The organism is Mesorhizobium sp. Pch-S (genome assembly GCF_004136315.1).
In the GTDB taxonomy this organism is placed as follows: Bacteria; Pseudomonadota; Alphaproteobacteria; order Rhizobiales; family Rhizobiaceae; genus Mesorhizobium.
Genome location: NZ_CP029562.1, coordinates 5,918,897 through 5,944,442, shown reverse-complemented (window position 1 = coordinate 5,944,442; position 25,546 = coordinate 5,918,897). Strand labels below are relative to the sequence as shown.

Below are 25,546 nucleotides of genomic sequence, written 5' to 3'. Positions count from 1 at the left end.
CTCAGGCATACCGCATGATGACGGTTTTCGTCTCGAGGTAGCTCTCCAGCGCAGCCTTGCCATGCTCGCGACCGATGCCGGATTGCTTGAACCCGCCAAACGGCGCGGCCGGATCCAGGGTGTTGTGCGAGTTCACCCACACCGTACCGGCCTTGAGGCCATGGGCGGCTTTCATCGCCCTGCCGAGATCGCGTGTCCAGACCGACGCGGAAAGGCCGTAGCGCGTGTCGTTGGCAAGCCGGATCGCCTCATCGAGGTCTGCGACGGGCATCGCCGCGACGACCGGCCCGAACACCTCTTCGCGCATGATTTCGGCGTCGAGCTTCACATTGTGCAGGATGGTTGGAGCGATGTAGTGGCCTCTGCCCGGCACGGACCGGTCGCCGCTGACACGCTCGCCGCCGGCTGCCAAGGCACGGTCGAGATAGCCGAGCACGCTTTGCTTGTGTTTTGCAGAGACGACCGGGTTGATCTGCGCGCCTTCGTCGCGTCCGGCACCAAGGGTCATGCCGTCGGCGATTTCAGCCAGCCTTGCCAGCGTCCGGTCATAGATGGATTTTTCGATCAGGATGCGTGCGGCCGATGTGCAGACCTGGCCCTGGTTGAAGAACATGCCGAGACCAGCGAGCAGGGGCTCGATGCCGTCTTCCATGTCCGACAGCAGGATCATCGGCGACTTCGAGCCCAATTCCAGCGTGAAGCGGGCAACACGATCCACGGCCGCGTGACCCACGCGCTTGCCGACCTCGGTCGAACCCGTAAAGGTCAGCTTGTCGACACCCGGATGCCTGATCAGCGCTTCGCCGGTCACGGCACCCGAACCGGTGACGACGTTGACCACGCCGGCTGGAAAGCCGACGGCCTCGATCAGTTCGGCAAGCCTCAGCAGGCCGAGCGGGGTCTCCTGCGGCGGCTTGATGACAATGGTGCAACCTGCGGCGAGCGCCGGAGCGATCTTCCACACGCCGATCATCAGCGGGAAATTCCATGGCACGATGGCACCGACGACACCGACCGGCTCCATGACGGTCATGGCATGGTGCTTCGCTCCGGGCGGCACCGGGATCGAGACGTTGATGGTCGCGCCTTCGATCTTCGTCGCCCAACCGGCATAGTAGCGCAGCCAGTTCGCCGAGCCGCCCGCCGACAGCATCTTGGCGATGCCAAGTGACTTGCCGTTTTCGATGCTTTCGATTTCGGCAAGCAGATCCGCATCCGCTTCGACGGCGTCGGCGAGTTTCAGCATCAACCGCTCGCGTTCGACCGGCGCCATCGAGCCCCATGGGCCCTCGAGCGCGGCACGTGCAGCCCTCACGGCCTGATCAACCACCTCAGGACCGCTTTCGGGCACACGCGCAACGATTTCACCTGTCGCGGAGTCGTCGACCGGCAATGCACCATCCTGGTCGACGTCGACAAAGCTCCCTCCGACGAAAGGACGGTGCGTGCGGGCAAGGAATGCCGATGCCGCGGCACTGATCGGGGGGGCAACTCTCTCGTTCATCAAATCCTCCTGCCGGCCACTTGGCCGTTGTTTGAGCGGTAGGAGGACGGCGCACGCGCTTCAAGGCAAAGACCGGGCAAGTGCACGTTCAGTCAAAACAAAGTTCCCGCTCGGACAAGACGCTGCACCCTGCGGCATCGCACTATCGATGCACACGAACGGGCCGGACTCGGCGGTCCGTCAACATGGGGCGATGATGAGATTTTCCGGAAAGACCGCATTCATTACCGGCGGCGGCACAGGTATCGGTGCAGCCGTTGCAAGGCGCATGGCCAGGGAGGGTGCCAACATCGTTCTGATGGGCCGCCGTCGCGAACCGCTGGAGGCGGTTGCAAACGACACCAATGCACTGATCGTTCAGGGTGACGCGGCAGACGCCGAGGCGGTACGCGCCGCGCTGAAGGAAGTTCACGCCAGGTTCGGTCTTGTCGACATCCTGATCGCGAACGCAGGCGGTCACGGCGTTGGGCCGACGATCTCGATGAGCGACGAGACATGGGCGCTTTCGACCCGAACCAATCTCGACACCACCTTTGTCTGTGCCCGTGAAATCCTGCCTGACCTGATCTCGCAGCGCGGCAACATCGTCGTCGTTGCGTCGATCGCCGGTCTGTTCGCCGGTCCCGCCGCCGCCGGCTATGTGACCATGAAACATGCCTGTGTCGGATTGGGCAAATCGCTGGCGCGTGACTATGGCCGCCGGGGCGTGCGCACCAACACCATCTGCCCTGGCTGGGTGGCAACCGCAATGGCCGACGAACAGATGCAGGTCATCGTCGAAAAACATGGCCTGGCGACCGTGGACGAGGCCTACAGGCTGGTCACCAAGGATGTGCCGCTCGGCCGTCCCGCCACGCCGGAAGAAGTTTCCAACGTCATCTGCTTTGTCGCCTCCGAAGAGGCCGCGATGATGAATGGCTCGATACTGACCGTCGATGGCGGTGCCACCGTGGTCGACCTGCCGACCCTAGCCTTTGTTGATTGAGCGTTCGAGGACCTTGCGATGAATGACGTGAACAGACCGGCCGACTGGAAGCATTTCGACGATTTCGCCGCCGGCATTGCCACCAACCGGCTGCCGACGACCAAGGTCCTGGCTGGCCAGACCTTCAAGATCACGCTGAACGGCGGACGCCAGATCGATCTGGCTTTCACGTCGGCGGATACCGTCGCGTGGGGCGAGGGCAAGGATGCCGGTGTCGATTGGTACGAGGCGCTCGAAGTTGCGGCCGACACCGTCTTCATCAACATGACGTTCGCCGCCCGTCCGACCGAAGACGAAGCCTTCATCGTCAATATCCGCACCAGGCGCGTGCTTTCGGTGCGCGAACGGGTCCGGGAAGCCGGCGAGGCGCCGGGCGAGCCGCGTGTCGCGCAGACATGGCTGGCGGGCGTGCTCGGCGATCCTTCTGTTGCGCCGGAAGGTGTTGAACCCGCCCCGTCGCGCGATCTCGTCGGCCTCACCGCGCATTATGAATACAGCCCCAACCACGTCTACGAGCACATCTATCTGTCGTCGCAGCGCTATGCTTGGCAAAACCTGGTCGGCGTGCAGCGCGGCCATGGCGATGTCGACCTGGCCACGACTTGGAAGTTTGCCGAGGGTCAATACGTCTTCGGGTTTCGCGAATTCATCATCCCGGTGGCTTCGTTGTTCTTCTACAACTGGGTTGACATGCGCTCGACGGGCAAGTTCCTCGGCGTGATCTCGACCGGCGCCATCGAAAACAAGCCAGCCGGTGCGTTCATCACCAAGAAATCGACAACCGACTACGGAAAGGGACCGGCGCCGGTTTGAGCGCGGGCAAAGCCATGAGCAAGAATTACGAAGCGATCAAGGCGCATTACCTCGGCTCCGACAACAAGGACCTGGCGGCGATGATGGCACCGATCACCGACCGCACCGCCTGGACCGAGATGGCAGGCTTTCCCTACGCCGGTACCTATGTCGGCACAGTCGCCATTATCGAAGGCGTGTTCAAGCGCATCGGCGACGAGTGGGAAGGCTACACGTTCACACTGGAAAGGCTGATCGACGGCGGTTCGACCATCCTCGGCATAGGCACCTATTCAGGCACCTACAAACGCACCGGCAAGCCGATGAAGGCGCGTGTCGTTCACGTCTGGGACGTCGAGGACGGCAAGGTGCTGCGTTTCGAGCAGTTCACCGACACCAAGCTGGTCGCGCAGGCGACCGGCTGACGATCTGGGGCATGCCCGGCCGGTTTCCGGCGGGAGTGGAATTGGGAGGAGAACATGGAAATGAGCCTGAGAGGAATGCTGGCGGCGCTCGCGCTGTCCACTGTGCTGACCACCGGTGCAACCGTCATCGCAAACGCCGCTGGTGACGAGATCGTCATCGGCGCGCCGGTTTCGCTGACCGGTCCGTTCGCCGGCGACGGGAAGGAGCAGGAATGGGCCTACAAGCAGGCAGTCGCCGATATCAACAAGGCTGGCGGCATCATGGTCAAGGAAGCCGGCAAGAAGCTTCCTGTCAGGTTGGTCATCGCGGACGATGAAAGCACGGAAGCCAAGGTCGCTTCGGCAATCGAGAACCTGGTCAAGGTGCAGAAGGTCGATATCCTGCTTTCGACCCATTCCGGCCCGCTCAATGTCGCCGGTGCGATCGTCGCCGAGAAGTACAAGAAATTCTACATGATCACGGCGGCTTTCCCGTTCGAGTGGCAGCCGCTCAAGATGAAATATTCGGCGCTGTTCTTCTTCCATCCCGGCCCTGGTGCCGAAGTGCCGTTCGAAATCTGGCAGAAGCTGCCGGAGAATGAGCGTCCGAAGCGTCCGGCTCTCGTCACGGAAGATTCGCCAGACGGCAAGGGCTTCGGCGGCGCTTTCGAGGCCGCAGCCAAGAAATATGGCTACACCTTCGCCTTCAATGATCCGTGGGCAACCGGCTCTACCGACTATTCGGCGATGATCACCAAGCTGAAGGCTGCCGATGCGGACGCCATGCTGGTGTTCGGCTCTCCGGCAGACACCGTCACGCTGATCCGCCAGATGAAGGAACTCGGCTTCAGCGTTCCGTATTTCCATGGCTGGAAGGGTACCTGGACCGGCGAATTCCATGACGCGCTGGGCAAGGATTCCGACTACGTCCTGACCGACGGTTTCTGGTCGGCCAGCTATCCCTACAACGGCGCCAAGGAATTGGGTGAGCGCTACGAGGCCGAATACAAGAAGGACTCGGTTACGGTCGGTGCCTTCTACGCCAATGCCCAGGTGCTGTTCCAGGCCATCGAGCGCGCCGGATCGACCGATGCCGCGGCAGTGCATGACGCCATCTTCAACCAGGAGTTCAAGGACACCGTGGTTGGCCCGCTGAAGTTCGACGAGACCGGCTTCGCCCTGATCCCGTCGGTTGCAACGCAGTGGTGGGAAGGCAAGCATCAGCTGCTGTTCCCGAACGGAACCTGGACCTACAAGCCCGCTCCCGCCTGGGACAAGCGCTAAACGTTGGGGGTGCCGTCGGGACGACGTCTGGCTTTGTGCCGACGCCGTCCCGTCGTGCACGCAGTTACCGACGCGCCGTAGCTATGGCCACATAAATCCACGCAGTCTTTCCCTGAAGCCAGTGGGCAAAGGAACCGAACAAGCATGCAGTCTGACGAAACCGTGCTCAGCCTGGAGGCGGTGACCAAACGTTTCGGCGGTCTGGTGGTGCTGGATGGCATCGATATGGTCGTCGGCCGGGGCGAGCTGGTTGGCCTGATCGGCCCCAACGGCGCCGGAAAGTCGACGCTTTTCAACGTCATGACGGCGATCTACGCACCGACGCGCGGCAAAGTCCGCTTCAAGGGCAAGGATATCACCGGCGCGGCGCCGCATCTGATCTGCCGTCATGGCATCGCCCGCACGTTCCAACTGGTGCGCACCTTCCTCACCATGACAGCCTTTGAGAACGTCATGGTCGGCGCCGTCTACGGTTCCGGCGGACGGGTGCGGCATGCAAGGGAGGCAGCCGAAGCCGCGCTTGATCTGGTCGACCTCGGCGCAAAGCGCGATGTGACGACGGCGCATATGACCTTGTCCGACCGCCGGCTGCTCGAAATAGCACGCGCAGTGGCATCGGAACCGTCACTGCTGCTGCTCGATGAACCGATGGCCGGACTCAATCCGACGGAGATCAGGCAGATGGTCGAGGTCATCCGTCGGACACGCTCCGAAAAGGGCATTTCCATCCTGTGGGTGGAGCACAAGGTGGATGCCATCATGAAGGTGTGCAGCCGCGTCGTCGTGCTCGACCACGGCGTCAAGATCGCCGACGGCACACCCGCCGAAATCGTCGCCAACCGCAAAGTCATCGAGGCCTATCTTGGCGAACCGGCTGCTTGAAGTAACAGATCTCGAAGTTGCCTATGGCGACGTGCGTGCGCTCTGGGGCGTGTCGATCCATGTCGACGCGGGTTCCGTGGTCGCCATTGTCGGCGCCAACGGTGCCGGCAAGACCACGCTGCTGAAAGCCATTTCCGGACTTGTCCCTGCCAAGCGTGGCGAGATCAAGCTCTCCGGCACATCCCTGCTTGGCCGTCTTCCGGAAGACATCGCCCGCTTGGGCCTCGCCCATGTGCCCGAGGGGCGCGGGCTGTTTCGCCAGATGACCGTGCTGGAGAACCTGGAACTGGGTGCCTTCCAGTCCAAGGCGCGGGTGAACATGAAACGCGCGCTGGAAAAGGCCTATGACCTGTTTCCACGTCTGAAGGAGAGGGCCGGCCAGAAGGCCGGTTCGCTGTCGGGCGGCGAACAGCAGATGCTGGCGATTGCGCGCGCCACGATGTCGGAGCCGTCGCTGCTGATCCTCGACGAACCTTCCATCGGCCTGTCGCCGCTGGTGGTGCAGCAGATGTTTCAGCTGATCGAGGCCCTGCACAAGCAGGGCGTCACCATCCTCCTGGTCGAGCAGAACATTCACCAGGCGCTGAAGATCGCCGACTACGCATTCGTGTTGAAGACCGGTGAACTTGCCATGCAGGGCACCGGCGCCGAGCTCATCGCCGACCCCGAAGTGCAGAAAGCCTATATGGGCGTATTGGAGCTGTAATGACCTTGCCATCGCCGGAGATACTGCTGCAGCTTTCGATCAACGGCGCGCTCGGCGGAGCCATGTATGGCGTCGCCGCCGTCGGCCTGAGCCTGATATTCGGCACCATGCGGCTGATCTTCCTGGCACAGGGTGCCATGATCATCCTGGCCGCCTATCTGGTGCGTGCCCTGTTCCAGCACCTCGGCATCGACCCGTTCCTGTCGCTGCTCATCATGGTGCCGGTCGGTATGGCGGCCGGCTGGCTGATCTATCAGGGACTCTTTCGCAAGGCAGCGGCCGAGGAAGACCGTAACATCTCGCTGTTGATTGCCGTTGGCGTCATGTTCCTGGTTCAGAACCTGATGACCGTCATATGGGGCGGCAACACCGCTGCCGTGGTCACCAGCTACACCGCGAGCGGCATCGAACTGCTCGGCGTGCGTGCCTCCTTCACCCGCTCCATGGGCTTCCTGATCGCGCTTGCAGGTACCGCGCTGGTGGTGCTGTTCCTGCGCAAGACACTGGTCGGCAAGGCGGTGCGTGCGGCATCGGAGGACATGACAGCGGCGACGCTGATGGGCATCAGCCCGCATAAAGTAAATGCGATCGCCTTCGCGATTGGCATCGCACTGGCAGGCGCTGCAGGCGTTGCAGTGGCGACCACCTTTCCCTTCAATCCATTCGCCGGCTTCATCTTCAGCCTCAAGGCGCTGGTGGCGCTGGCGCTCGGCGGCATCGGCAATGTCGCAGGCGCACTGGCCGGCGGCATTATCCTTGGCCTCATCGAGGCTTACACGCAGTTCTTCATCTCCGGTGGCTGGACCAACGCCATCGCCTACGGCGTCTTCCTGGCTGTCTTGATGTTCAAGCCGGAAGGGTTGTTCAGCCGGCCCTACAAGAAGGCATGACCGCCATGGCTAATGTTTCGTGGAAATGGGCGGCAGCGCTCCTCACAGTCATTCTTGCTCTTGTGCCGTTCTGGCCTGGAGCGCTGGACAGCTACCTGTTTTCGTTCCTGTTCTTCGTCTTCGTCTACGCGGTGATGGCTCAGGGCTGGAATCTCGTTGCCGGCTTCGGCGGGCAGATCAGCCTTGGTTCGCACGCCTTTTTCGGGCTCGGCGCCTACACAACGGCCATCCTGTGGAGCGGTAACTATCTGTGGGGTTCGCTCTACGAAACATTCCCTCGCATCTACTATTTCGATCCCGTGACCATGGTGCTGAGCGGGCTGGTCGCCGCGCTGGCGGCTGCGCTGATTGGCCTGCCGCTGCTTTCCAAGCTGCGGGGCGACTATTTTGCTCTTGGCACTCTGGGTTTTGGCGAAATCCTCAAGGTGATCTTCGTCAACGGCGGCGACTTCACCGGTGGTGCGTTCGGTCTTGTGACGCCCTCCAGCACCTTCGAGACGCTGATGCCGCACTACTATGTTGGGCTCGGGCTTACCGTTGGAACGGCGCTTGCGGTTGGTTGGCTGATGCGGTCACGTTACGGCCTCGCACTCATCGCTGTCCGCGACGACGAAATGGCGGCATCGGCCAATGGCATCAACACGCTGAAGGTCAAGGTTGCTGCCTTCGCAGGCAGCGCCTTCATCGCCGGCATCGCGGGAAGCCTCTACAGTTACTACATTTTCCATGTCGGGCCGGATTCCGTCTTCAACCTAGACTGGATGCTGCTGCCGCTGATGATGACCGTGGTGGGCGGGACAGGCACCGTACTCGGGCCGATCATCGGTGCCTTCATCATGTATGCCGTCTTCGACATCGCCCGCATTTTCGTGCCGGATTATCACCCCATCATCTCGGGACTCACCATCATCCTGGCAATGCTGTTCCTGCCGAAGGGACTGGTGCGGAAGATTCTGCCGATGTCGATGGCGCGCAACTAGAGCAGGGCGTCGCTGTTTTCCGGCCGCAACAATGGCAAAACCAGATCAGAGCGGCTCACCGAACGAGAGCCGCTCTGATCGTTTGACGGCATATGGAATGCGAGGCGTTCACCCGGTCCCGCGCTGGTTCTGCTGTGACAGTGCGTCGGTGGAGCTATGGATGCAATTGCCTTCCCTAACCGGGAAGGCAAAGCACGTCAGTGCAGCCGGTCGAGCACGGTGTCGCGCAATTCGCGCGGCGAGACTTCGTATTTTGCCTTGAATGCGCGCGAGAAGTGGGCACTTGAGTTGAAGCCGCAGGCAAAGGCGATCTCGGAGATCGAGGCGCCGTTTCCCGCCATCAGTGCCTCGCGGCTGCGCTCCAGCCTGCGGTCCCACACAAAACGCTCCAGCGTGATGTCCTCGCTTTCGAAAGCACGATGCAGATAACGGCGTGAGCAGCCCATGTGGCGGGCGATCTCGTCGGCGGAGAGGTCGCTGCGCGACAGGTTGGCGTCGATATAGGCGACGATGCGCTCGCGCAACGCTTCCAATGGCGAACGACGCTGGTCGACAGGCTGAGGCTTGGAGCAGATCAGCCCGTTCACGAGCTGGATCAGGCTTTCACCAACGCGCCGGCAATTGGCTTCGTCCAGCCTGCGGCCATCGTCGATCGCCATGCGCATCAGCCCGGACACGATGTGCGTCAGACTGTCATCATCGCCGGGCAGGGGCAGGGGAGCCGCCAGCCGCGCCAGCGTGTCGTCGCTGAAGGTGGAACGCGGCACCTGCAGGATGAGCTGGTCGACACCGGTCAGGTTTTGCAGGGAATAGCTGCGCACCGGGTCGTAGATGATCGCCGAGCGCGGGTTGAGATCGACGGCCACGGATTGCTGTTCGAAGTGGCTGCGCCCTGCGACCTGCACCAGGATCTTGATGGCATCGGGATCGAAACTGCGCCAATGGGCACGGTCGTTGACCACGACATGCGCCTTTGCACGAATTTCGGACAGCCGGCATGGGCCGAGATTGACCGAAAGCAGCTTGGGGATCGATTCGACCGAGCCGCGCGCGAAACGCTGGGTGATCGGACCGAACAGGATACGGGACGTGGACAGGAAAGCTTCGCCGTCGGCGATGCTGACATGTCGGGCGGCATGCTGCATGGGTTCCTCCTCGGTGGCGCTTCCCGTCTTGGTGCGGGTTTGCATGACGACGCCAGGCAAGTGGCGTGACATATTTTGAAACGGAACTTAACACGCTAATCATTCTTTTCGCAACGTTCATGCAAGCCGTCGCAAGCAAGTCGGTCAAGCGAAATCAGCGCTTGCTTCTCACCTTGTTCTCATCGGTCCGCGAGCGTGGGAAAACACAGCCGGAGGAATGGTTCGGATGCTGGCGACGACGCTTGCTTGAGCGGTCAGCCCAGCATCCGGCCCGCAGGTTCGACGTCTTCGCCAATCAGCCGCAACGTGATCAGCCGTGTCGCTTCCATCACCATCGCACCCTGGGCCGCAGCCACGGAATCATCCGCACGCGAAACTGGCGATGCGATTGCCACCGTACCAATCGGATAGCCATCGGAACCAAGGATCGGCGCGGCCACCGAGTGCACACCTTCTTCATAACCTTGCGCGCTGCGCGAATAACCGCGCCCGGCGGCCAGTTGCACGGCCTGCCTTACCTTCTCCGCATCCGTCATGGTGTGAGGGGTGAAAGCGACAAGCGGCGTTTCCAGGCAGTGGCGACGCACGTCGCTGCGTGCGAAGGCGAGCAGCGCAATGCCCGACGCGGTACCGTGCAATGGCAGGATCTGGCCGACATTGACGTTGACGCGGTTGGCCTTCGCCGAGAGCTCGACATGGATGGTGAGCAGGGCACCGGCACTGTATTCCGAAAGATGGACAGTCTCGCCGGTTCGCTGTGACAGCTCCCGCAGGATCGGCACGGCGACGCGCGTCAGCGGCAGTTGCGCGTCGCGGATGCGGGCGAGCCGGGTCAGGCCGGCGCCGAGGCGATAGCGGCGGCTTGCCGGTTCCTGTTCGACCAGCCGATGTTCGGCCAGCGCCACCAGCAGGCGTCGCGCTGTCGCCTTGTCAAGGTCGGCCTTTCTGGCCAGATCGGAAAGGCCGATTTCCGGCTCCTCCAGCGTGAACAGTTCCAACAGCGACACAGCCTTGCGCACGGTACTCATGATCAGCTTCTAAAACGATACTTAGCGTGTGAATTAACTTGACAGCGGGCTATCGAGCCTGCAGTTTGCATACAACAAATAAAACGATGGTTCAAATAATGAACCGATGCAAATTGTAGCCATGCCTGTGGGGGCATGTACAGGGAGATTTCACAGCTTGACGCTTGCCGCACGATCTGACCGCAACACCGCGACCATCGCGGAATTGCTCGACCAGGAGCAGGAGCGCTTCCGGCTTACCCATCCTCGTTCGGCCGAAGCCTGGGAAGAAGGACAACGGCACTTTCTCTATGGCGGTCCATCGCACTGGATGCGGCGGTGGGCAGGCGGTTTTCCGGTCTATGCGGCGCAGGCCAAGGGCGCGCACATCCGCGATATCGACGGTCAGGACTATGTCGACTTCGCGCTCGGCGATACCGGCGGTATGTGCGGTCATGCTCCGGAAGCGGTGACGCGCGCGGCACTTCGCCAATTGCAGAACGGCACCACCATGATGCTGCCGACTGAAGACAGCCTCTGGGTCGGCGCCGAGCTGACCCGCCGCTTCGGCCTGCCTTACTGGACACTGACCACGTCGGCCACCGACGCCAATCGTGGTGCCATCCGCATCGCCCGGATGATCACGGGTCGGCCAAAGGTGCTTGTCTTCTCCGGCTGTTATCATGGTGGCGTCGAGGAAGCGCATGTCGAAATCCGCGACGGTCGCGTCGGCCTGCGCAACATGATCCATCCCAACGGCGTAGACCATTCCACGGTGTCGCGGGTGGTCGAGTTCAATGATGTCGAGGCGTTGGAGCAGGCGCTATCGGCCGGCGACGTCGCCTGTGTCCTCACCGAACCGCTGATGACCAATTTCGGCATGATCCCGGTCGCCGATGGTTTTCACAAGGCACTGCGCGACATTACGCGGCGCACCGGTACCGTACTGATCATCGACGAGACGCATACCATCTCGAACGGCCCGGGCGGTTATACAAGCCAGCACGGTCTGGAGCCGGATGTTCTTGTTGCCGGCAAGGCTATCGCCGGCGGTATCCCTGCCGGCATTTTCGGCGTGTCGCAGGAGATCGCCGAACGGCTTTGGGCGATCGTGCCCAAGGTCAATCCGCGTGTGCGGCAGTCCGCTCATCTCGGTATCGGTGGCACGCTGGCCGGCAACGCGCTGACCGTAGCCACCATGCGCGCGGTGTTGGAAGAGGTCCTTACACCTGCGAATTTCGAGCTGATGACCGCCAATGCAACCCGGCTTGCCGCAGGGGCGCGCGATATCATCAAGGCCCGCGACTTGCCCTGGCACGTCACCCAGATCGGCGCGCGCGCCGAGATCATGTTCATGCCGAAGCCGCCACGCGACGGTGCCGAGGTCATTGCCAGCCGGCGCGGCGATCTCGAGACATTGCTGCATGCCTATTACATGAACGAAGGCATATTGGTGACGCCGTTCCACACCATGTTCCTGATGTGCCCGGAAACGACGGCCGAACAGGTCGACCGCCATACGGAAGTGTTCGGGCGTTTCGTCGATCTTCTCGCTGATGCGGGAGTGTCCTGAGCGATGGGCACGCCGGGCTTCGATCTGACCGGACGGGTTGCCCTGGTAACAGGCGGCGGACGCGGCATCGGGGCCGCGATCGCCACGCGTTTCGCCGAGGCTGGAGCCTCGGTGGTCATCGCCAACCGTACCCTCGATGTTGCGGAAGCGCTGGTGGCCGGACTTGCCACCCGAAACCTGTCGGCTCGCGCCATGCCGCTGCCCGGTCTCGGGCGCTCGGAGTTGCACGAGGTCGTCGGCAATGCCGCCTCAGGTGCGGGCCGGCTCGACATCGTCGTACACAATGCGGGAGGCTGTCCCTGGGCTTCGATCGATGAACTCGACGAAGACAAGCTCGAACAGGCGCTGTCGTTGAACCTCAAGGCCTGTTTCTGGCTGACACAGGCGGCAGCACCCATCATGCGCAGGCAAGGCTTCGGCCGGATCCTGGTGACGTCGTCGGTGTCGGCACGGGTCGCCATGGCCGGCGGGGCGCATTATTCGGCGGCCAAGGCCGGTGTGAATGCCTTCATCCGGGGTGCCGCCTTCGAATATGCGCGCGACGGCATCACCGTGAATGGCGTCGAGCCCGGCTTCATCACCAAGGATCGCGGGTCTATGAGTCGGCCGGAAGTGGCAGACAGGCTCAGCCAGTTCATCCCCGTCGGACGCTACGGCGAGGCCGACGATATCGCCTACGCCATGCTCTATCTGGCGTCTGCCGAGGCCAGATACACCACGGGCCAGACCATCGTCGTCGATGGTGGGTCGACGCTGCCAGAAACCGGCTACGCGGTCGAAAAGCACTGGGGGCTGTCGTGAGCGGACGTCTGCAGGGGCGCAAGGCGCTGATCACCGGGGCTGCCACCGGCATGGGACGGGCGACGGCCGAACTCTTCGGCAGAGAGGGCGCTGAAATCATACTGTTTGGCCTCGGAGGCGAGGCTCTCGACGATGCCGCCAAGGCCAGCCGGGGCAAGGCCGTACATGGCGACATCACGGACAACGCTGATGTGGCACGCGCCATCGATGCCTGCAGCGGTCAGGTCGACATCCTCGTCAACGCCGCCGGATTGCTGATCCCGGACGAGCCGGAAACCGTGTCCAACGAGGTCTGGGAAAAGACCTTTGGCGTCAACGTCACCGGCACGATGATGGTCTGCCGCGCAGCGCTGCCGCTGTTGAAGAAGAAGGGCGGTTCCGTCGTCAACATCGCCTCGGTCGGCGCCTTCAACGCCAGCGCCCAGAATGCCGCCTATTCGGCGAGCAAGGCGGCATTGGTCTCCTACACCCGTTCGCTTGCGTATGCGCACGGACCGGACGGCATTCGCGCCAATGCGCTGGCGCCGGGCTGGGTACGCACGCCGATGAGCGAGGAGGAGATGGAGGTTGCCGCAACCGCCAACGGCTCGACGCCGGAACAGGAATTCGCGGCACTGACAAGTCGTATTGCCCTGCGACGGATCGCCGACCCTGCCGAGATCGCGTCGTGCTGCCTGTTTCTGGCTTCCGACGAGGCATCCTTCGTGACGGGCGCGGTGCTGGTCGCCGACGGAGGAGGGCGCGCACCGACCCATAACCGGGCGGTGTGAGAAGTGTACGGTCGTATGGCGGCCGGGTGAATTGGGTGGAGGAAATGGAATGCCTGACAAAAGTGCCGATCTGGTTCTCGGCAACGGCCGCATCTACACGATGAACCGCAAGCAGCCCTGGGCATCGCATCTGGCGGTGAAGGGTGGGCGCATCGTGGCGGTCGGTGATGCGGCAAGCGTCGCACCGTTTACCGGAAGCAGCACGCGCTCCGTCGACCTGAAGGGCGCGATGCTGATGCCGGGCGTCGTCGACGTCCACGCCCATCTGATGATGGGCGGCCAGGCGGAACTGTTCGAGCTGCGTTACGCCTCGACCTCGAGCTTCGAGACCATTGTCGAGAAGGTGCGCGAAAAGGCAGCTTCGACGAAGCCGGGCAGCTGGATCATCGGCGGCCAGTGGGGTAGCGACCTGCACGCCAAATTGAACAGTCTGGAAGCGCTCGCCAAACTGGACGCCGCCGCGCAGGGCCGTCCGGTGATGCTGCGTGACGACAGCTATCACAACCGCTGGGTCAATTCGGAAGCGATGCGACTGGCTGGCATTACCAGGGACACGCCTGATCCCGATCAGGGTTCCATCGGCCGCGACCCTGCGACGGGTGCGCCGACCGGCCTGATGATCGAATCTGCTTCGGGTCTGGTTGAAAGCGTGATCGCCAATTCCGGCTACTACACCGAGGAAATGGACAGGGCTGCGATGGCGCAATCCATCTCCACGCTGAACTCCTACGGCGTGACGGCGTTCCTGGACGCGGCCGCCATGCAGCCGATCCTGGCGGCGCTCAAAGGGCTGGACGACCGCGGCGAGCTGACGGCCTGGTCCGTCTCCGCCATGCCGGCGGTTGAGCCTTCCTTCATGTTCGGCATCGCAGGCGATGAGCTGATCGCGCTGAAGGAGCAGTATCGCAGCGCTCACGCCAAGCCGGATTTCGTCAAGGTCTTCCTGGACGGCGTTCCGGGTGCCAAGACGGCCGCCTTTCATGAACCCTATGTCGCCGATCCGATCCTCGGCTGCTGCTTTCGCGGCTCGACCATCGTCACGGTGCCGGATCTCATCCGCTGGGTCGGCAAATGCGAGAAGCTCGGGCTTGCGGTGAAGATTCACTGCGCCGGCGACGCCGCCGTCTCACAGGCGCTCGATGCCATCGATGTCGTGCGCTCTTTCAACGGCCCGACCAGGCTGATCCACCATATCGCGCATGCCAGCTATATCGCACCCAGCGACATCCCGCGTTTTGCCGAACTCGGCGTCGCTGCCGACCTTTCGCCGTTCCTCTGGTATCCGACCAGCTTCCTGGAAGGTCACAAGCAGGCGATGGGCGTGGAGCGCGCCTTGCGCTCTGGCCGAACAAGCAACTGCTTGCCGCCGGCGCGCTGCTGGCAGGCGGTTCCGACTGGCCGGTGATGCCCAATCCCGATCCGTGGAACGGTATCGAAGGCCTGGTGACGCGCCAGAATCCCAACGGTGAGTTCGCCGGCGAGGCGCTGTGGCCGGAAGAGGCGATCGACGTCGCCACAGCGCTGGAGATCTTCACCATCAATTCCGCACGCGCCATCGGGCTCGGCGAGACGATTGGCTCGCTCGAGGTCGGCAAGTCGGCCGACTTCATCGAACTCGACCGCAACGTGCTTGAAATCCCTGCCGACGAGATCGCCGACATCAAGGTCATGACGACCTGGTTCGAGGGAAGGGTGGTGTATGAGCGAACCTGACCCTGCCGGCATAGCTGTCCCGGTCACTATCCTCACCGGCTTCCTTGGTTCCGGCAAGACGACGCTGCTCAACCGGCTGCTCAAGCAGCCGTCGATGGCGGGGGCTGCCGTCATCGTCAACGAATTCGGCGAAATCGGGCTCGATCACCTGCTGATCGAAGCCAGCGAAGAGCAGTTCCAGTTGCTCGACAATGGCTGTGTCTGCTGCACGGTACGCGGTGATCTGGTCGAGACGCTGAAGACACTGCATCGGCGCGCTGTCGGCGGCGAGTTGCCGGAACTCAGCCGCGTCGTGATCGAGACGACCGGTTTGGCCGACCCGGCACCGATCCTGCATACGTTGATTGCGGAGCAGGATCTCGCCAGCCGCTACCGCATTGCCGGCGTCGTTACCACGGTCGATGCCGTCAATGGTCCGGCGACGCTGGAGCGTCACGCCGAAGCCGCCAAGCAGGTGGCGGTGGCGGATCGTCTGATCATCACCAAGGCCGATCTTGTCGATGGCTGGAAGGTGGAAGCGTTGCAGCACAGGCTGGCCGCACTCGCACCAGCCGCTGAACGCTGCCTCGTGGCGGACGCAGCGCTGGAAACCTTGCTCGACGCGGAAACGCTGGGTGATGCGCGCGCGGACAGGATCGCAGCCTGGTTCGACAAGGCGATACAGTCGGTTCACGACCATGAACACGAATGCGGTCCGCACTGTGAGCACCACGACCACGATCATCATCACGAAGGTCATGGGCTACATCACGGCATCCAGTCCTACAGCTTCGTTATCGACAGGCCGGTGGAATGGACGACGTTTGCAACGTGGCTGGACTACATAGCGGCCTTGAAGGGAGAGGACCTTCTGCGCCTCAAGGGGCTGGTCTGTGTGGCTGACGACATCGATCGGCCGCTGGTGCTGCATGGCGTGCAGCACGTGTTTCACCCACCGACCAGGCTGGATACGTGGCCGTCGCCGGATCGCCGCACCCGGCTCGTCTTCATCGTGCGCGACATCGCCCGAGAGACCATCGAACGGACGCTTGCGAAATTCGCCGGAGTTCGCCCGGCCCAGGCGTCCGAAAGGCATGCGGCGTAGCAATCAATCAAGGCGTGTAGACACGCCTGAAACAAGGGGAGAGAGAAAATGCATTGGAAATCAACTCTGCTTTCTGGCGTCTTTGCCGCGATCGGCATCGGCGCCCTGACGGGAGGCGCCGCGGCCGCTGGTCCGACCTGCGCCAACGGCACCATCAAGGTCGGTGCGGTTTCGACCATCACCGGCCCTGCCGATTTCAGCGAGGTGCCGAAGGCGACACAGGCGGCGTTTGACGCCGTCAACGCGGCTGGCGGCATCAACGGCTGCAAGATCGAATACACCATCGCCGACGACAAGGCTGATCCCGCGGTGGCCGCCCAGGCGGCCCGCGACCTGATCGATAACAAGGAAGCCGTCGCTCTTGTCGGTTCGGGCAGCCTGCTCGACTGCGCCGTCAACGCCGTCAACTACAACCGTAAGAAAATCTCTTCGGTTCAAGGGCTTGGCGTCGACGCTGCATGTTTCTCCTCACCCAGCGTGGCACCTGTCAATGTCGGTCCGTTCACCCTGTCGACCGCCATGGGTTATTACGCCACCAACGTGCTGAAGAGCCAGAAATTCTGCGCTTTCTTCATCATCATCGGCGGCACCCAGGAGGCCTACAAGAAGGGCATCGAAGATTGGGAGAAGATCAGCGGCCAGAAGGTGCATCTGCTCGACCTCACGCTGCCCTTCCAGGGCGATCTCACGCCATATGTCATCAAGGCGCGCGACGCTGGCTGCGACACGGTGCTGACCAACCAGGTCGAGCCGCAGGTGGTGCAGCTCATCAAGACCGTCGACGCCCAGAAGATCAGCGGCATCAACTGGTTGTTCCTCGCCCCGGGCTATACCGTGCAGGTGGCGAAGGCACTCGCCGACACCAAGCAGCCGATCTATGTCGGCACAGAGTGGGAGCCTTTCACCGAGACCGGATCTGCCGCCAACGCGCAGTGGATCGCCGACATGAACAAGGCCGGCCGGCCGCTCACCGCTTTCTCGCAGGGTGGTTATCTGGCTGCCAAGATGTTCCTCAAGGTGATCGAGGGCATCGACGGCGAAGTGACGCGCGAAAGCGTGACCAAGGCGCTTCTGGAAATGAAGCCGATCTCGGATCCGCTCGCCGGCTCGCCTTACGTATTCGGTGAAGCAAAGACCCATTCGCCGATGCGCGCTACCAAGGTCATGAAGCTCGAAAGCGGGGCTTGGAAGGTGGAAACACCTGAATGGGTCGTGCTTCCTGACGCAAAGTAGCCGCTGACTGAAGGACGGCAGACATGTTCTGCCGTCCTCTTTTTCACTCGGGATCATCGATGAATTCGTTTCTCACACCCGCCATTGCGGGGCTGACGGCAGGCGGCACTTATGCGCTGCTCGGCGTCTGCGCCGTCTTCACCTACCGGCTTGTCGCCGTCGTCAATTTTACCGGCGCGGCGATCGGTTCGGCCGGCACCTTCGCACTGATTGCCTTGACCGAGTCCGGTTATCCGACGTTTCCGTCCGTGATTGCGGGCATTCTGGTCGGTGCGGCCGTCGGCGTGCTGATCGGCTTCGTCATGACCCGCTGGTTTGCCGAAGCGAACCCCTCGACCAAGGCCGCGGTAACCGCGGCCCTGCTGGTCGGCCTGATCGCAATCGGTCTCAGGCTGACCGGTGGCCAGCATCCGCGCGTCATGCCGGACCTGTTTCCTGGCTCGGCCTTCCGCCTCGCCGGCGTCGAGGTGACCATCGCGTCGGCCCTCACCATCGGCCTTGCCGTACTTTTCACAGTGCTGTCCGATCTGTTTCTCAACCGCACCCGCATCGGTTTACATCTGCGCGCGCTGTCGGACCGGCCGCTTGCCGCCGAACTGATCGGCGTGAAGGTGAGACTGCTGTCGCTGCTGGTCTGGGGTGCCACCGGCGCCTTCACCACCTTCGCGCTGATGATCATCGCGCCGCAGCGTTCGCCCAATTTCATGACGCTCAGCTTGTTGGTGGTACCGGCTCTGGCGGCGGCACTCGTCGGACTGTTCCGCAGCTTCTGGCTGACGCTCGCCGGCGGCATTCTGCTCGGTGTGCTGGAGGGGCTGGCGAGCTCGATCGACTCGATCGCTCAATATCGCAGCGCCATTCCCTTCCTGGTCATCCTGGCCGTGCTTCTGTGGTCGCAAAGGGAGGCCCGCTGGGATGAAGCGCGCTAGCATTCGAGCCTCGCTCGTCATTATCATCGCCGCCATCGTGCTGGGCGGCGCCATCACTGGGCTTCTGTCGTCCTATTGGGTTTTCCTGGCGACGTCGGTGCTGATCACCGGCGTGGCGTTGCAGAGCCTGGGGCTGGTCGCCGGTCGCACCGGGATGATTGCGCTCTGCCAGATGTCCTTTGCCGGCGTCGGCGCCTGGACGGTGGGCTATCTCAACCTGGCAGAAGCGCCGGGTGGCCTGGCGCTCTGGATCCTGCTCGGCGGTCTCGCTGCCGTACCGTTGGGCGTAGCCATCGGTCTTCCGGCACTGCGGCTCCGCGGCATCAACCTCGCCATCATCACGCTGTCCTTCGCTGCGGCATTCGACGTCATCCTGGCGACCATGACTTTTCCCGGCCAGACCGCCTTCATCCAGGTGCCGAGGCCGGCACTGTTCGACAGCGACGAGGGCTACTTCGCTTTCGCGTTGATCTTCTATGTGGTCATTGCGGTGGCATTGGAGTTCCTGGCACGCTCGCGGCTGGGCGCCTCCTGGCTGGCGGTACGCCACTCCGAACGCGCTGCTGCAGCCCATGGCGTCAGTGTTGCCAAAGCCAAGCTGTCTTCCTTTGCCATCAGCGCCTTTATCGCCGGTATCTCCGGCGGACTGCTAGCCGGTTATCTCGGTACGCTGGTCGCCGAGAATTTCTCGATGATGCAGTCGCTCAGCCTCTATGCGGTCGCGGTGATGACCGGCGCGCATTTCGCGGAAGGCGCCATCATCGGTGGTCTCCTCGTCGTCATGTTTCCGGAAATCCTGCGCCGGTTCGACCTGCCGCAGGACATCGGCAACGTGCTGTTCGCGCTCGGCGCCACGCAGGCGCTGTCGACCGGCGAGACGATGAGCGAGACCTACCGTCGTTTGCTGCGCAAGCTGGCGCCAAAGCGCAGGCCGAGCGGCGGCAGATCATCCGAGGGAGATCTCCCCGTGCGCGTCGAACATGCCAAGGGCGCAGCACTCACAGTCGACAAGCTCACCGTACGCTATGGCACCGTGTTGGCACTCGATGGCGTCGACCTGACCATTCCAGCCGGTTCGGTTGCCGGCCTGATCGGGCCAAACGGTGCCGGAAAATCAACCTTTATCGACGCGGTGTCGGGTTTCCTGGCCGCCTATGAAGGTTCGATCAAGCTGGGTGCAACGCCGCTGGAGGGGCAGGCCGCGCATCTCAGGGCCCGGGCAGGGGTGCGCCGGACATGGCAGACCAATCGTATCGCGCCCGAATTGACGGTGGGCGGCTATCTGCGCCTTGCCGCCGGCAATCTTAGCGAGGCCGAGGTTCGCGCCATGCTGGACTGGCTGGACTGCCCGAACCCGGAAACGCCGGTGGTGGCAGTCGATGCCGGCACACGCCGCTTGCTCGATGTTGCCGGCGTGGTTGCGGCAAGACCAGCCATCATCCTGCTCGACGAGCCGGCAGCCGGCCAGTCCCATGAAGAGACACTTAGGCTCGGCAAGCGCATCGCGGAAATTCCCGCACGTTTCGGGTCTTCCGTATTGTTGGTCGAGCACGACATGGATCTGGTGCGCGCTGCCTGCAGCCAGGTCACGGTGCTCGACTTCGGCCGCGTCATCGCATCCGGTCCGCCCGCCGTGGTTCTGGATCAGGGTCCCGTCAAACGAGCCTATCTCGGCATCGAGGAAAGCGTCGCGGCATGAGTGAACTTGTCATTTCCTCGCTGTCGATCAGCCGCTCCGAACTGCCTGTGGTCACCGGGATCGATGCGCGTGTCGAAAGCGGTTCGATCAGTGTTGTTCTGGGAGCCAACGGTGCCGGCAAGACGACACTGCTCGAAGGTCTCTCGGGCATCATTCCGGTGGCGAGCGGAACCATTGCCATCGACGGTCATGAAATCCAGAAAGCACGGCCGGGCCAGCGCTCGCGCCAAGGCCTGGCTCACGTCGAACAGGGCCGTACCATCTTCAGTCAGCTGACCACCGAAGAGAATATGAAGGTGGCGTTGCGCGACGGCAGTGATCTTTCCGAAGCCTACGGCCTGTTTCCGGAGCTGCTGCAGCGTCGCACCGTTCGTGCCGGCCTGCTCTCGGGTGGTGAACAGCAGATGCTGGTCATTGCGCGAGCGCTTCTGACCCAGCCGAAAGTGCTGATGATCGACGAAATGTCGGCGGGCCTGGCCCCGGTCATCGTCTCGCGGCTGATGGCGGCAGTGCGCAAGCTGGCTGACGCCGGTCTTGCCGTGCTCCTCGTCGAGCAGTTCGCCGCTCTTGCGCTCGGCATCGGAAATCGCGCCTATGTCCTGCGCCGCGGCCGCGTCGTCTATGACGGCAACTGCAAGACACTGCTGCGCTCGCCGGATGAACTGCACAAGCTGTATTTGGGGGGATAGCACTACGGAGGAAATCCGGCCCGGTTGACCGGGCCGGATTGAATATTGCGACTTGTTGCTTACTGCGCCGGCGGAGAGGCCGTGCCGCCTCCGGCCGGAGCCGTGGTGCCGCTATCGGATGCACCAGGGGCCGCCACGCCTTCCGCAAGCTTGTTCCTGTCGAAAGCCGGTGCGCTGTTGAGCTGATCCTTGCTGGCCTTCATGACCAGCCAGGTCTTGCCGTCGCTGCGTGTCGCCATCTGCAACTGGTCGGGGCTGACCGCGACGTCCTTCTCGCCGACGCCAAGGAACCCGCCAACGCCGACCACCGCGGCTTCAATCTTGCCTTCAGGCGTGAAGATAAGGTCATTGACCTTGCCGACGGTAGCCGCATCGGCCTTGTCGCTTTCATAGACGCTCTGGCCGATGAAGTTTGTTGCCAGGATCTGACCATCCTTCGGCTGGATCGAACCCACGGTGTTGGCGTCGGTGCCCGGAGGCGCCGTAAAGACATCCTTTGTCGAAACCGACATCTCGGTTTCCGTCGAACCACCGGCGCTTGGCGTTGCGGTTTGCGCGAACGCGGAGCCACCAATCAGCAACGCGCATGTCGCGCCCAGAAGTGCCGTTTTCATCATGCCTGATCTCCTTTTCTGCAACGGATGCACAAGGACCCAACGGCACGTCGAAGGGATCGTTCCGAAAAGTTGAGGGTTCGGATAGAGATTATGTCAGGCCGTGACGGACGAGATGACGCACGATCGGCGAGAACAGGTTCTGGCCGACATAGTTTCCGATATTGGTCTTTTCAAAGAGATCTTGGGCCAATGCCGCATCCTGCACGATGGGGATGCCGGCTGACCGGGATTGAGCGATGATATCGAGTGCGGCGCGGCCCTGTCCCTTGGCCACGATTGTCGGGACCGGCGTTTCGCCCTTGATGTAGCGCAGCCCCACCGCCAGTTCGTCGCCGGCAAACACGATGACGGCGTTCTGGACACCCAGCCGCGCCGGCTGCTGCACCGCCTCCCGCCGCTGGCGTCGCTGCTCCTGGCGGATAAGCGGATCACCCTCCATGTCCTTGTGCTCGCGCTTGTACTCGGTCGTGGTCATGCGCATGTCGCGCAGGAACAACCAGCGCTGCAGCGGCACGTCGAAGATTCCGATCGCGAGAAAGGCGAGAGCGGCTGAAATGCCGACAGGGACCATCACCCCCCACAGCATCGGTGTCATGCAGGACATGCCGCATCCCGGCGCATCGAACAAAGGTTGCAGCCACTGCACCAGGATGACCACGAACAAGGTGGACAGAAAGATCAGTTTGACCAGGCCCTTCACGAACTCCACGACGTTGCGCAGGGACATGATCTTCTGCAGGCCTTTGGCCGGGTTGATATGGTCGAATTGCGGTTTGATGGTTTCGAAGGAAAAGACCGGACCGAAGGTCGCCAGCATGCCGAAGACGAGGGTGACCGCGACGACGATCGCAACCATCGGCACTGTGATGTACATCAGCAGGAAAAATGCGTGACGGCCGCTGCGCAGCAAAATCTCGCCGAAAGGGACGTTGTAATCCGTGATCGTGTCGATCAGTTCGGAAAAATGCGCCGACGCGGTCGGCCAGACCAGATAGACATAGGCAAGCACCGCGCACAGGCCGAAACCTGAGACAAAGTCGCGGCTTTGTGAAACCTGGCCTTTGCGCTTGGCATCGCGCAGCTTCTTGTCGGATGCCGGTAGTCTTTTTTCCTCGGCTTCTTCGGCCATCTCGCCCCTCGGGCCTTCCGTCGCTAGCCGAGGACGGAACCGAGGGCCTGTGCCTTGGCCTGTGTTGAGCCTTTGGCGCGGATGGACTGCGCCTGCGACAGCAGCTTGTTGATCTCCTGCGTTGGCAGGCCCACTGGAGGTGTCGCCCTGACCTGATCACCCTGGCCCAGCAGCCCGTAGACGATGACGGCGTTACGTTTGTGATGAAGCTGCGCGTTGGAGGCTCCGACCAGCTTTTGCGCCAGGGGCAACGCTACACCGGCATTGCCTTCGAGACCCGCGGCCAGAGCCATATTGGTTTCGATATCGAGGTCGCCAGGTGCCATCTTGAGCGCCTGACCGAAGGTGACCTGCGCTTCCTGGGTGTGGCCGGAAAGCGTCTGCGCCACACCGAGGCGATTGTAGGAACTGCTGGTGTTGACCAGCGGTGCCGCCTGGGCGAGTGCCCGCATCCCGGCATTGTAGTCGCCGGCATCCATCATCGCTGACCCCAGGCCAAGCATCGCTTCACCATTATTCGGTGACTTGGCGAGCGCCGCTTCATAGGCCTTGGCGGCCTGGTCCGGATCGCCGGCTCGCATGTAAGCATCACCCGTTTTGACGTAGGCGCTCGGACGGGCGTCGGGCAGGGCCGCCGCCTTCTGGTAGAGCGCGATCGCCGTGTCGCTGTCGCCCCGCTTCGCAATGTCGTCGGCGAGCTTGATCAGCCGTTCTGAAGGCGAAGCGGGAGCCGCATTCTTCGGATTGACGGCGCTGTGGGTTCCCGTCTGGCAACCTGCCAGCGTCAAGATTGCCAATGCCGGCAGGAAAACGACACGCATATCCATCTCTCCCCGTTCACCCTCTGTGGTCAGTTTCAAATCGCTTCGGACCGCCTGGCCCGAAGCAGGACCTGTGGCTAATTCGTCGTCAGGCTAGGCGTCTCGGCGGCCGGTACAGGCTGCTCGCCGTCCAGATAACGCCGCGCCGCACGCGCTGTCGGGCCTGCCGCCGCGGATCCCATCCGACGACCCTCAACGAGATCACGCTGGCTCTCGATCATGCGCTGCAGGTTGTATGCGTTGGCGCAGCCCGGCGGCAGGTGCTGACCAACGCCGGATATCTGTGTCAGGCTCGCCGACGAGTTCGCCGGAGGATTGTCATCATCGACCGGATCGTTCAGGCAGGCGTTGGGCGCCAGAACGGAGCCGGACGTGCTTTTGTTCGAGCCGCCCGGGCCTGTCGCCACATAACTGTAGCCTGGTGAATAATCCTGTTCCGGCTTGGTGTTGCCGACACAGCCGCACAGCAGGATGGTCGTGATGATGGCGAAAAAGGTGTTCGACACTCTCATCGCTGTTCTCCTACTTGACGATCAGGCCGACGGACGAGCCGCCCTTTTTGCGCTTGGCGCGTTTAGCCGGCCTGTCCTGCGGGGTGGCGAGGCTGTCTCGCACCGGCTCGACCAGATAGGGCGTGATCAGGATGACCAGTTCGGTTTCCTCGCGCTGGAAACGCTGCGACTGGAACAACGGTCCAAGCACCGGCACATCGCCAAGCACCGGAAACTTCTCGACATTGCGGGAGGTGCGCTGCTGGAACAGTCCGGCGATGGCGAAAGTCTGACCGCTTGCCACTTCGACGGTGGTGTCAGCCCGGCGTACGACGAAACTCGGTAAGGAAAAGCCGTTGGCTCCAATTACCGCGCCGCTGTCGGACAGTGAGCTGACTTCAGGCTGCACGTTGAGAGCGATCCGGTTGCGCCCGATCAGTGTCGGCGTGAACCCCAGCGAAACGCCGAACTGCTTGTACTGGACCGTGACGACATCGTTTCCTTGCGGGATGGGGATCGGGATTTCGCCGCCGGCCAGGAATTTCGCCGTCTGGCCGGTCACCGCCGTCAGGTTCGGTTCAGCCAGGATCTTGACGATGCCGTTGCGCTGCAGCGCCTCGATCAGGATATCGAAGTTGATGCCATGATCCTGGCCCAGGTTGAGACCGAAATTTCCGGTGTTGCCGCTCGGTACACCGTTGTTTTGAAACATGTTGAATTCGAAGCCGGCGCTCTTGTAGCCGACGTTCCAATCGACACCGTAGGACTGCAGCTCGGTGCGCGAGACTTCGGCGAAACGAACCCGTATGTTGACCTGCTGCGAGCCTTTCACCGTCATGTTGTTGATCGGCGGTTCCTCGGTCGGGGAGAAGGTCCGGGCGATGTTGTCCATGTCGGTTGCTTCATCTACGCCGCGGGCCTCCCCGGTCGTCACGATGCGGTTGCCGAAGATGGCAAGGTTCGTAGCCGAATTCGGTCTCATGGCCTTTTTGGCCTGATTGGCCGAAGAGATGTCGGCCGTCACACGAAACTGGGCCGTTGCCTTGATACGTTCATCGGATGTGATCGCGATCAGATTGGTCAGGCCAGGCTTCAGACCGAAGACGTAGACCACACCAGGCGAGACGACCTGCAGGTCGGCGATCGTCGTGTCGGCGATCAATACGGATTCGACCGGTTCGTTGAAGCGCAGCAGACGCCCCTGGCCGACGGGCAGGTCGACCGTCGGCTGCACCGGCATTCCTGAAATCTCCTGCGCCTTGAGGTCCGTCAGCGACGAAACAAGACCAGTCAGGAAAACGGCAAGAGCGAGCACCAGCCAGGAAATCTTGATCCCGGCCGGAAAGGTGCGCCGTCGTTCGGCTCTCGCGGTATGGCGGCTAGGCATGCAGTCCCTCTCTCGAGCATTCCCGGCATTC

General features: G+C 62.5%; 24 protein-coding genes and 1 pseudogene. 17 read left to right on the top strand and 8 right to left on the bottom strand.

The features are described 5' to 3' along the window. Position 1: 1 nt before the first annotated feature. Positions 2-1,504, bottom strand: a complete 1,503-nt coding sequence (locus tag C1M53_RS28090; protein WP_129415363.1) for an aldehyde dehydrogenase family protein — start codon at positions 1,502-1,504, stop codon at positions 2-4. A 196-nt stretch (positions 1,505-1,700) separates the two neighbouring features. Between C1M53_RS28090 and C1M53_RS28085 the strand changes: the two genes are divergently transcribed. From C1M53_RS28085 to C1M53_RS28050, 8 genes are all read left to right on the top strand, one after another. Then, on the top strand, positions 1,701-2,489 hold the full coding sequence (locus C1M53_RS28085; RefSeq protein WP_129416398.1) for an SDR family oxidoreductase: 789 nt from the start codon (positions 1,701-1,703) through the stop codon (positions 2,487-2,489). 18 nt (positions 2,490-2,507) lie between these two features. After that, positions 2,508-3,302 (top strand): MoaF C-terminal domain-containing protein, encoded by a 795-nt coding sequence (locus C1M53_RS28080; protein WP_129415362.1) that lies wholly within the window; start codon positions 2,508-2,510, stop codon positions 3,300-3,302. Positions 3,303-3,316: 14 nt separating this feature from the next. Further along, positions 3,317-3,706: a nuclear transport factor 2 family protein gene (locus C1M53_RS28075; protein ID WP_129415361.1), complete on the top strand. Its 390-nt coding sequence runs from the start codon at positions 3,317-3,319 to the stop codon at positions 3,704-3,706. A 60-nt stretch (positions 3,707-3,766) separates the two neighbouring features. Further along, the gene (locus tag C1M53_RS28070; RefSeq protein ID WP_165358262.1) at positions 3,767-4,969 is read left to right on the top strand and encodes an amino acid ABC transporter substrate-binding protein; all 1,203 of its coding nucleotides are present in this window, start codon (positions 3,767-3,769) and stop codon (positions 4,967-4,969) included. A gap of 144 nt (positions 4,970-5,113) precedes the next feature. Beyond that, positions 5,114-5,851: an ABC transporter ATP-binding protein gene (locus C1M53_RS28065; RefSeq protein ID WP_129415359.1), complete on the top strand. Its 738-nt coding sequence runs from the start codon at positions 5,114-5,116 to the stop codon at positions 5,849-5,851. Then, a complete protein-coding gene (locus C1M53_RS28060) occupies positions 5,832-6,557 on the top strand; it encodes an ABC transporter ATP-binding protein (protein WP_348630014.1) in 726 nt (241 codons plus the stop codon). The genes C1M53_RS28065 and C1M53_RS28060 overlap by 20 nt, the downstream gene beginning before the upstream one ends. Continuing rightward, positions 6,557-7,447 carry a branched-chain amino acid ABC transporter permease gene (locus C1M53_RS28055; RefSeq protein ID WP_129415358.1) on the top strand — a complete coding sequence of 297 codons (891 nt, stop codon included), beginning with the start codon at positions 6,557-6,559 and terminating at the stop codon, positions 7,445-7,447. The genes C1M53_RS28060 and C1M53_RS28055 overlap by 1 nt, the downstream gene beginning before the upstream one ends. 5 nt (positions 7,448-7,452) lie before the next feature. Beyond that, positions 7,453-8,427 (top strand): branched-chain amino acid ABC transporter permease, encoded by a 975-nt coding sequence (locus tag C1M53_RS28050; RefSeq protein ID WP_165358261.1) that lies wholly within the window; start codon positions 7,453-7,455, stop codon positions 8,425-8,427. 197 nt (positions 8,428-8,624) lie between these two features. Here C1M53_RS28050 and C1M53_RS28045 read toward each other — a convergent pair whose 3' ends face one another. Both C1M53_RS28045 and C1M53_RS28040 read right to left on the bottom strand, forming a co-directional pair. Beyond that, on the bottom strand, positions 8,625-9,572 hold the full coding sequence (locus C1M53_RS28045) for a helix-turn-helix domain-containing protein (RefSeq protein ID WP_165358260.1): 948 nt from the start codon (positions 9,570-9,572) through the stop codon (positions 8,625-8,627). A gap of 254 nt (positions 9,573-9,826) precedes the next feature. Next, on the bottom strand, positions 9,827-10,600 hold the full coding sequence (locus C1M53_RS28040; protein ID WP_129415355.1) for an IclR family transcriptional regulator: 774 nt from the start codon (positions 10,598-10,600) through the stop codon (positions 9,827-9,829). Positions 10,601-10,757: 157 nt separating this feature from the next. Here C1M53_RS28040 and C1M53_RS28035 point away from each other — a divergent pair, with 157 nt between their 5' ends. The 9 genes and pseudogenes from C1M53_RS28035 to C1M53_RS27995 all read left to right on the top strand — a co-directional run bounded on the left by C1M53_RS28035 (position 10,758) and on the right by C1M53_RS27995 (position 21,070). Then, entirely contained in the window at positions 10,758-12,152 is a 1,395-nt protein-coding gene (locus C1M53_RS28035; RefSeq protein WP_245488328.1) for a transaminase, read from the top strand. A 3-nt stretch (positions 12,153-12,155) separates the two neighbouring features. Then, positions 12,156-12,953, top strand: a complete 798-nt coding sequence (locus C1M53_RS28030) for an SDR family oxidoreductase (RefSeq protein ID WP_129415353.1) — start codon at positions 12,156-12,158, stop codon at positions 12,951-12,953. Further along, positions 12,950-13,723 (top strand): SDR family oxidoreductase, encoded by a 774-nt coding sequence (locus C1M53_RS28025; protein ID WP_207213047.1) that lies wholly within the window; start codon positions 12,950-12,952, stop codon positions 13,721-13,723. Before C1M53_RS28030 ends, C1M53_RS28025 begins: the two co-directional genes overlap by 4 nt. Before the next feature lie 49 nt (positions 13,724-13,772). Further along, positions 13,773-15,436, top strand: a pseudogene (locus C1M53_RS28020) (amidohydrolase). Beyond that, positions 15,423-16,520: a GTP-binding protein gene (locus C1M53_RS28015; RefSeq protein WP_129415352.1), complete on the top strand. Its 1,098-nt coding sequence runs from the start codon at positions 15,423-15,425 to the stop codon at positions 16,518-16,520. Before C1M53_RS28020 ends, C1M53_RS28015 begins: the two are co-directional and overlap by 14 nt. Positions 16,521-16,568: 48 nt before the next feature. Beyond that, positions 16,569-17,753 carry an ABC transporter substrate-binding protein gene (locus C1M53_RS28010; RefSeq protein WP_129415351.1) on the top strand — a complete coding sequence of 395 codons (1,185 nt, stop codon included), beginning with the start codon at positions 16,569-16,571 and terminating at the stop codon, positions 17,751-17,753. A gap of 59 nt (positions 17,754-17,812) precedes the next feature. Then, entirely contained in the window at positions 17,813-18,682 is an 870-nt protein-coding gene (locus tag C1M53_RS28005; RefSeq protein WP_129415350.1) for a branched-chain amino acid ABC transporter permease, read from the top strand. Then, positions 18,669-20,381 (top strand): ATP-binding cassette domain-containing protein, encoded by a 1,713-nt coding sequence (locus C1M53_RS28000; RefSeq protein WP_129415349.1) that lies wholly within the window; start codon positions 18,669-18,671, stop codon positions 20,379-20,381. The genes C1M53_RS28005 and C1M53_RS28000 overlap by 14 nt, the downstream gene beginning before the upstream one ends. Next, positions 20,378-21,070: an ABC transporter ATP-binding protein gene (locus tag C1M53_RS27995; RefSeq protein WP_129415348.1), complete on the top strand. Its 693-nt coding sequence runs from the start codon at positions 20,378-20,380 to the stop codon at positions 21,068-21,070. Before C1M53_RS28000 ends, C1M53_RS27995 begins: the two co-directional genes overlap by 4 nt. Positions 21,071-21,129: 59 nt before the next feature. Here the strand turns inward: C1M53_RS27995 and C1M53_RS27990 are convergent, their stop codons facing one another. The 5 genes from C1M53_RS27990 to C1M53_RS27970 all read right to left on the bottom strand — a co-directional run bounded on the left by C1M53_RS27990 (position 21,130) and on the right by C1M53_RS27970 (position 25,515). Then, positions 21,130-21,687: a PRC-barrel domain-containing protein gene (locus C1M53_RS27990; protein WP_129415347.1), complete on the bottom strand. Its 558-nt coding sequence runs from the start codon at positions 21,685-21,687 to the stop codon at positions 21,130-21,132. A gap of 88 nt (positions 21,688-21,775) precedes the next feature. After that, positions 21,776-22,816: an EscU/YscU/HrcU family type III secretion system export apparatus switch protein gene (locus C1M53_RS27985; RefSeq protein WP_129415346.1), complete on the bottom strand. Its 1,041-nt coding sequence runs from the start codon at positions 22,814-22,816 to the stop codon at positions 21,776-21,778. 23 nt (positions 22,817-22,839) lie between these two features. Continuing rightward, positions 22,840-23,637: a tetratricopeptide repeat protein gene (locus tag C1M53_RS27980; protein WP_245488325.1), complete on the bottom strand. Its 798-nt coding sequence runs from the start codon at positions 23,635-23,637 to the stop codon at positions 22,840-22,842. Between the two features lie 77 nt (positions 23,638-23,714). Then, a complete protein-coding gene (locus C1M53_RS27975; protein ID WP_129415344.1) occupies positions 23,715-24,149 on the bottom strand; it encodes a hypothetical protein in 435 nt (144 codons plus the stop codon). A gap of 10 nt (positions 24,150-24,159) precedes the next feature. Next, positions 24,160-25,515: a type II and III secretion system protein family protein gene (locus C1M53_RS27970; RefSeq protein WP_129415343.1), complete on the bottom strand. Its 1,356-nt coding sequence runs from the start codon at positions 25,513-25,515 to the stop codon at positions 24,160-24,162. Between the last annotated feature and the right edge of the window lie 31 nt (positions 25,516-25,546).

What these genes read in the sequence shown, in the direction of transcription:
- C1M53_RS28010 (WP_129415351.1), top strand. Translation starts at nt 16,569, where the DNA reads ATGCATTGGAAATCAACTCTGCTTTCTGGCGTCTTTGCCGCGATCGGC.
- C1M53_RS28005 (WP_129415350.1), top strand. Translation starts at nt 17,813, where the DNA reads ATGAATTCGTTTCTCACACCCGCCATTGCGGGGCTGACGGCAGGCGGC.
- C1M53_RS27985 (WP_129415346.1), bottom strand. Translation starts at nt 22,816, where the DNA reads ATGGCCGAAGAAGCCGAGGAAAAAAGACTACCGGCATCCGACAAGAAG.
- C1M53_RS27990 (WP_129415347.1), bottom strand. Translation starts at nt 21,687, where the DNA reads ATGATGAAAACGGCACTTCTGGGCGCGACATGCGCGTTGCTGATTGGT.
- C1M53_RS28050 (WP_165358261.1), top strand. Translation starts at nt 7,453, where the DNA reads ATGGCTAATGTTTCGTGGAAATGGGCGGCAGCGCTCCTCACAGTCATT.
- C1M53_RS27995 (WP_129415348.1), top strand. Translation starts at nt 20,378, where the DNA reads ATGAGTGAACTTGTCATTTCCTCGCTGTCGATCAGCCGCTCCGAACTG.
- C1M53_RS28075 (WP_129415361.1), top strand. Translation starts at nt 3,317, where the DNA reads ATGAGCAAGAATTACGAAGCGATCAAGGCGCATTACCTCGGCTCCGAC.
- C1M53_RS28015 (WP_129415352.1), top strand. Translation starts at nt 15,423, where the DNA reads ATGAGCGAACCTGACCCTGCCGGCATAGCTGTCCCGGTCACTATCCTC.
- C1M53_RS27980 (WP_245488325.1), bottom strand. Translation starts at nt 23,637, where the DNA reads ATGCGTGTCGTTTTCCTGCCGGCATTGGCAATCTTGACGCTGGCAGGT.
- C1M53_RS28000 (WP_129415349.1), top strand. Translation starts at nt 18,669, where the DNA reads ATGAAGCGCGCTAGCATTCGAGCCTCGCTCGTCATTATCATCGCCGCC.
- C1M53_RS28055 (WP_129415358.1), top strand. Translation starts at nt 6,557, where the DNA reads ATGACCTTGCCATCGCCGGAGATACTGCTGCAGCTTTCGATCAACGGC.
- C1M53_RS27970 (WP_129415343.1), bottom strand. Translation starts at nt 25,515, where the DNA reads ATGCCTAGCCGCCATACCGCGAGAGCCGAACGACGGCGCACCTTTCCG.
- C1M53_RS28085 (WP_129416398.1), top strand. Translation starts at nt 1,701, where the DNA reads ATGAGATTTTCCGGAAAGACCGCATTCATTACCGGCGGCGGCACAGGT.
- C1M53_RS28090 (WP_129415363.1), bottom strand. Translation starts at nt 1,504, where the DNA reads ATGAACGAGAGAGTTGCCCCCCCGATCAGTGCCGCGGCATCGGCATTC.
- C1M53_RS28030 (WP_129415353.1), top strand. Translation starts at nt 12,156, where the DNA reads ATGGGCACGCCGGGCTTCGATCTGACCGGACGGGTTGCCCTGGTAACA.
- C1M53_RS28045 (WP_165358260.1), bottom strand. Translation starts at nt 9,572, where the DNA reads ATGCAGCATGCCGCCCGACATGTCAGCATCGCCGACGGCGAAGCTTTC.
- C1M53_RS28065 (WP_129415359.1), top strand. Translation starts at nt 5,114, where the DNA reads ATGCAGTCTGACGAAACCGTGCTCAGCCTGGAGGCGGTGACCAAACGT.
- C1M53_RS28070 (WP_165358262.1), top strand. Translation starts at nt 3,767, where the DNA reads ATGAGCCTGAGAGGAATGCTGGCGGCGCTCGCGCTGTCCACTGTGCTG.
- C1M53_RS28080 (WP_129415362.1), top strand. Translation starts at nt 2,508, where the DNA reads ATGAATGACGTGAACAGACCGGCCGACTGGAAGCATTTCGACGATTTC.
- C1M53_RS28040 (WP_129415355.1), bottom strand. Translation starts at nt 10,600, where the DNA reads ATGAGTACCGTGCGCAAGGCTGTGTCGCTGTTGGAACTGTTCACGCTG.
- C1M53_RS27975 (WP_129415344.1), bottom strand. Translation starts at nt 24,149, where the DNA reads ATGAGAGTGTCGAACACCTTTTTCGCCATCATCACGACCATCCTGCTG.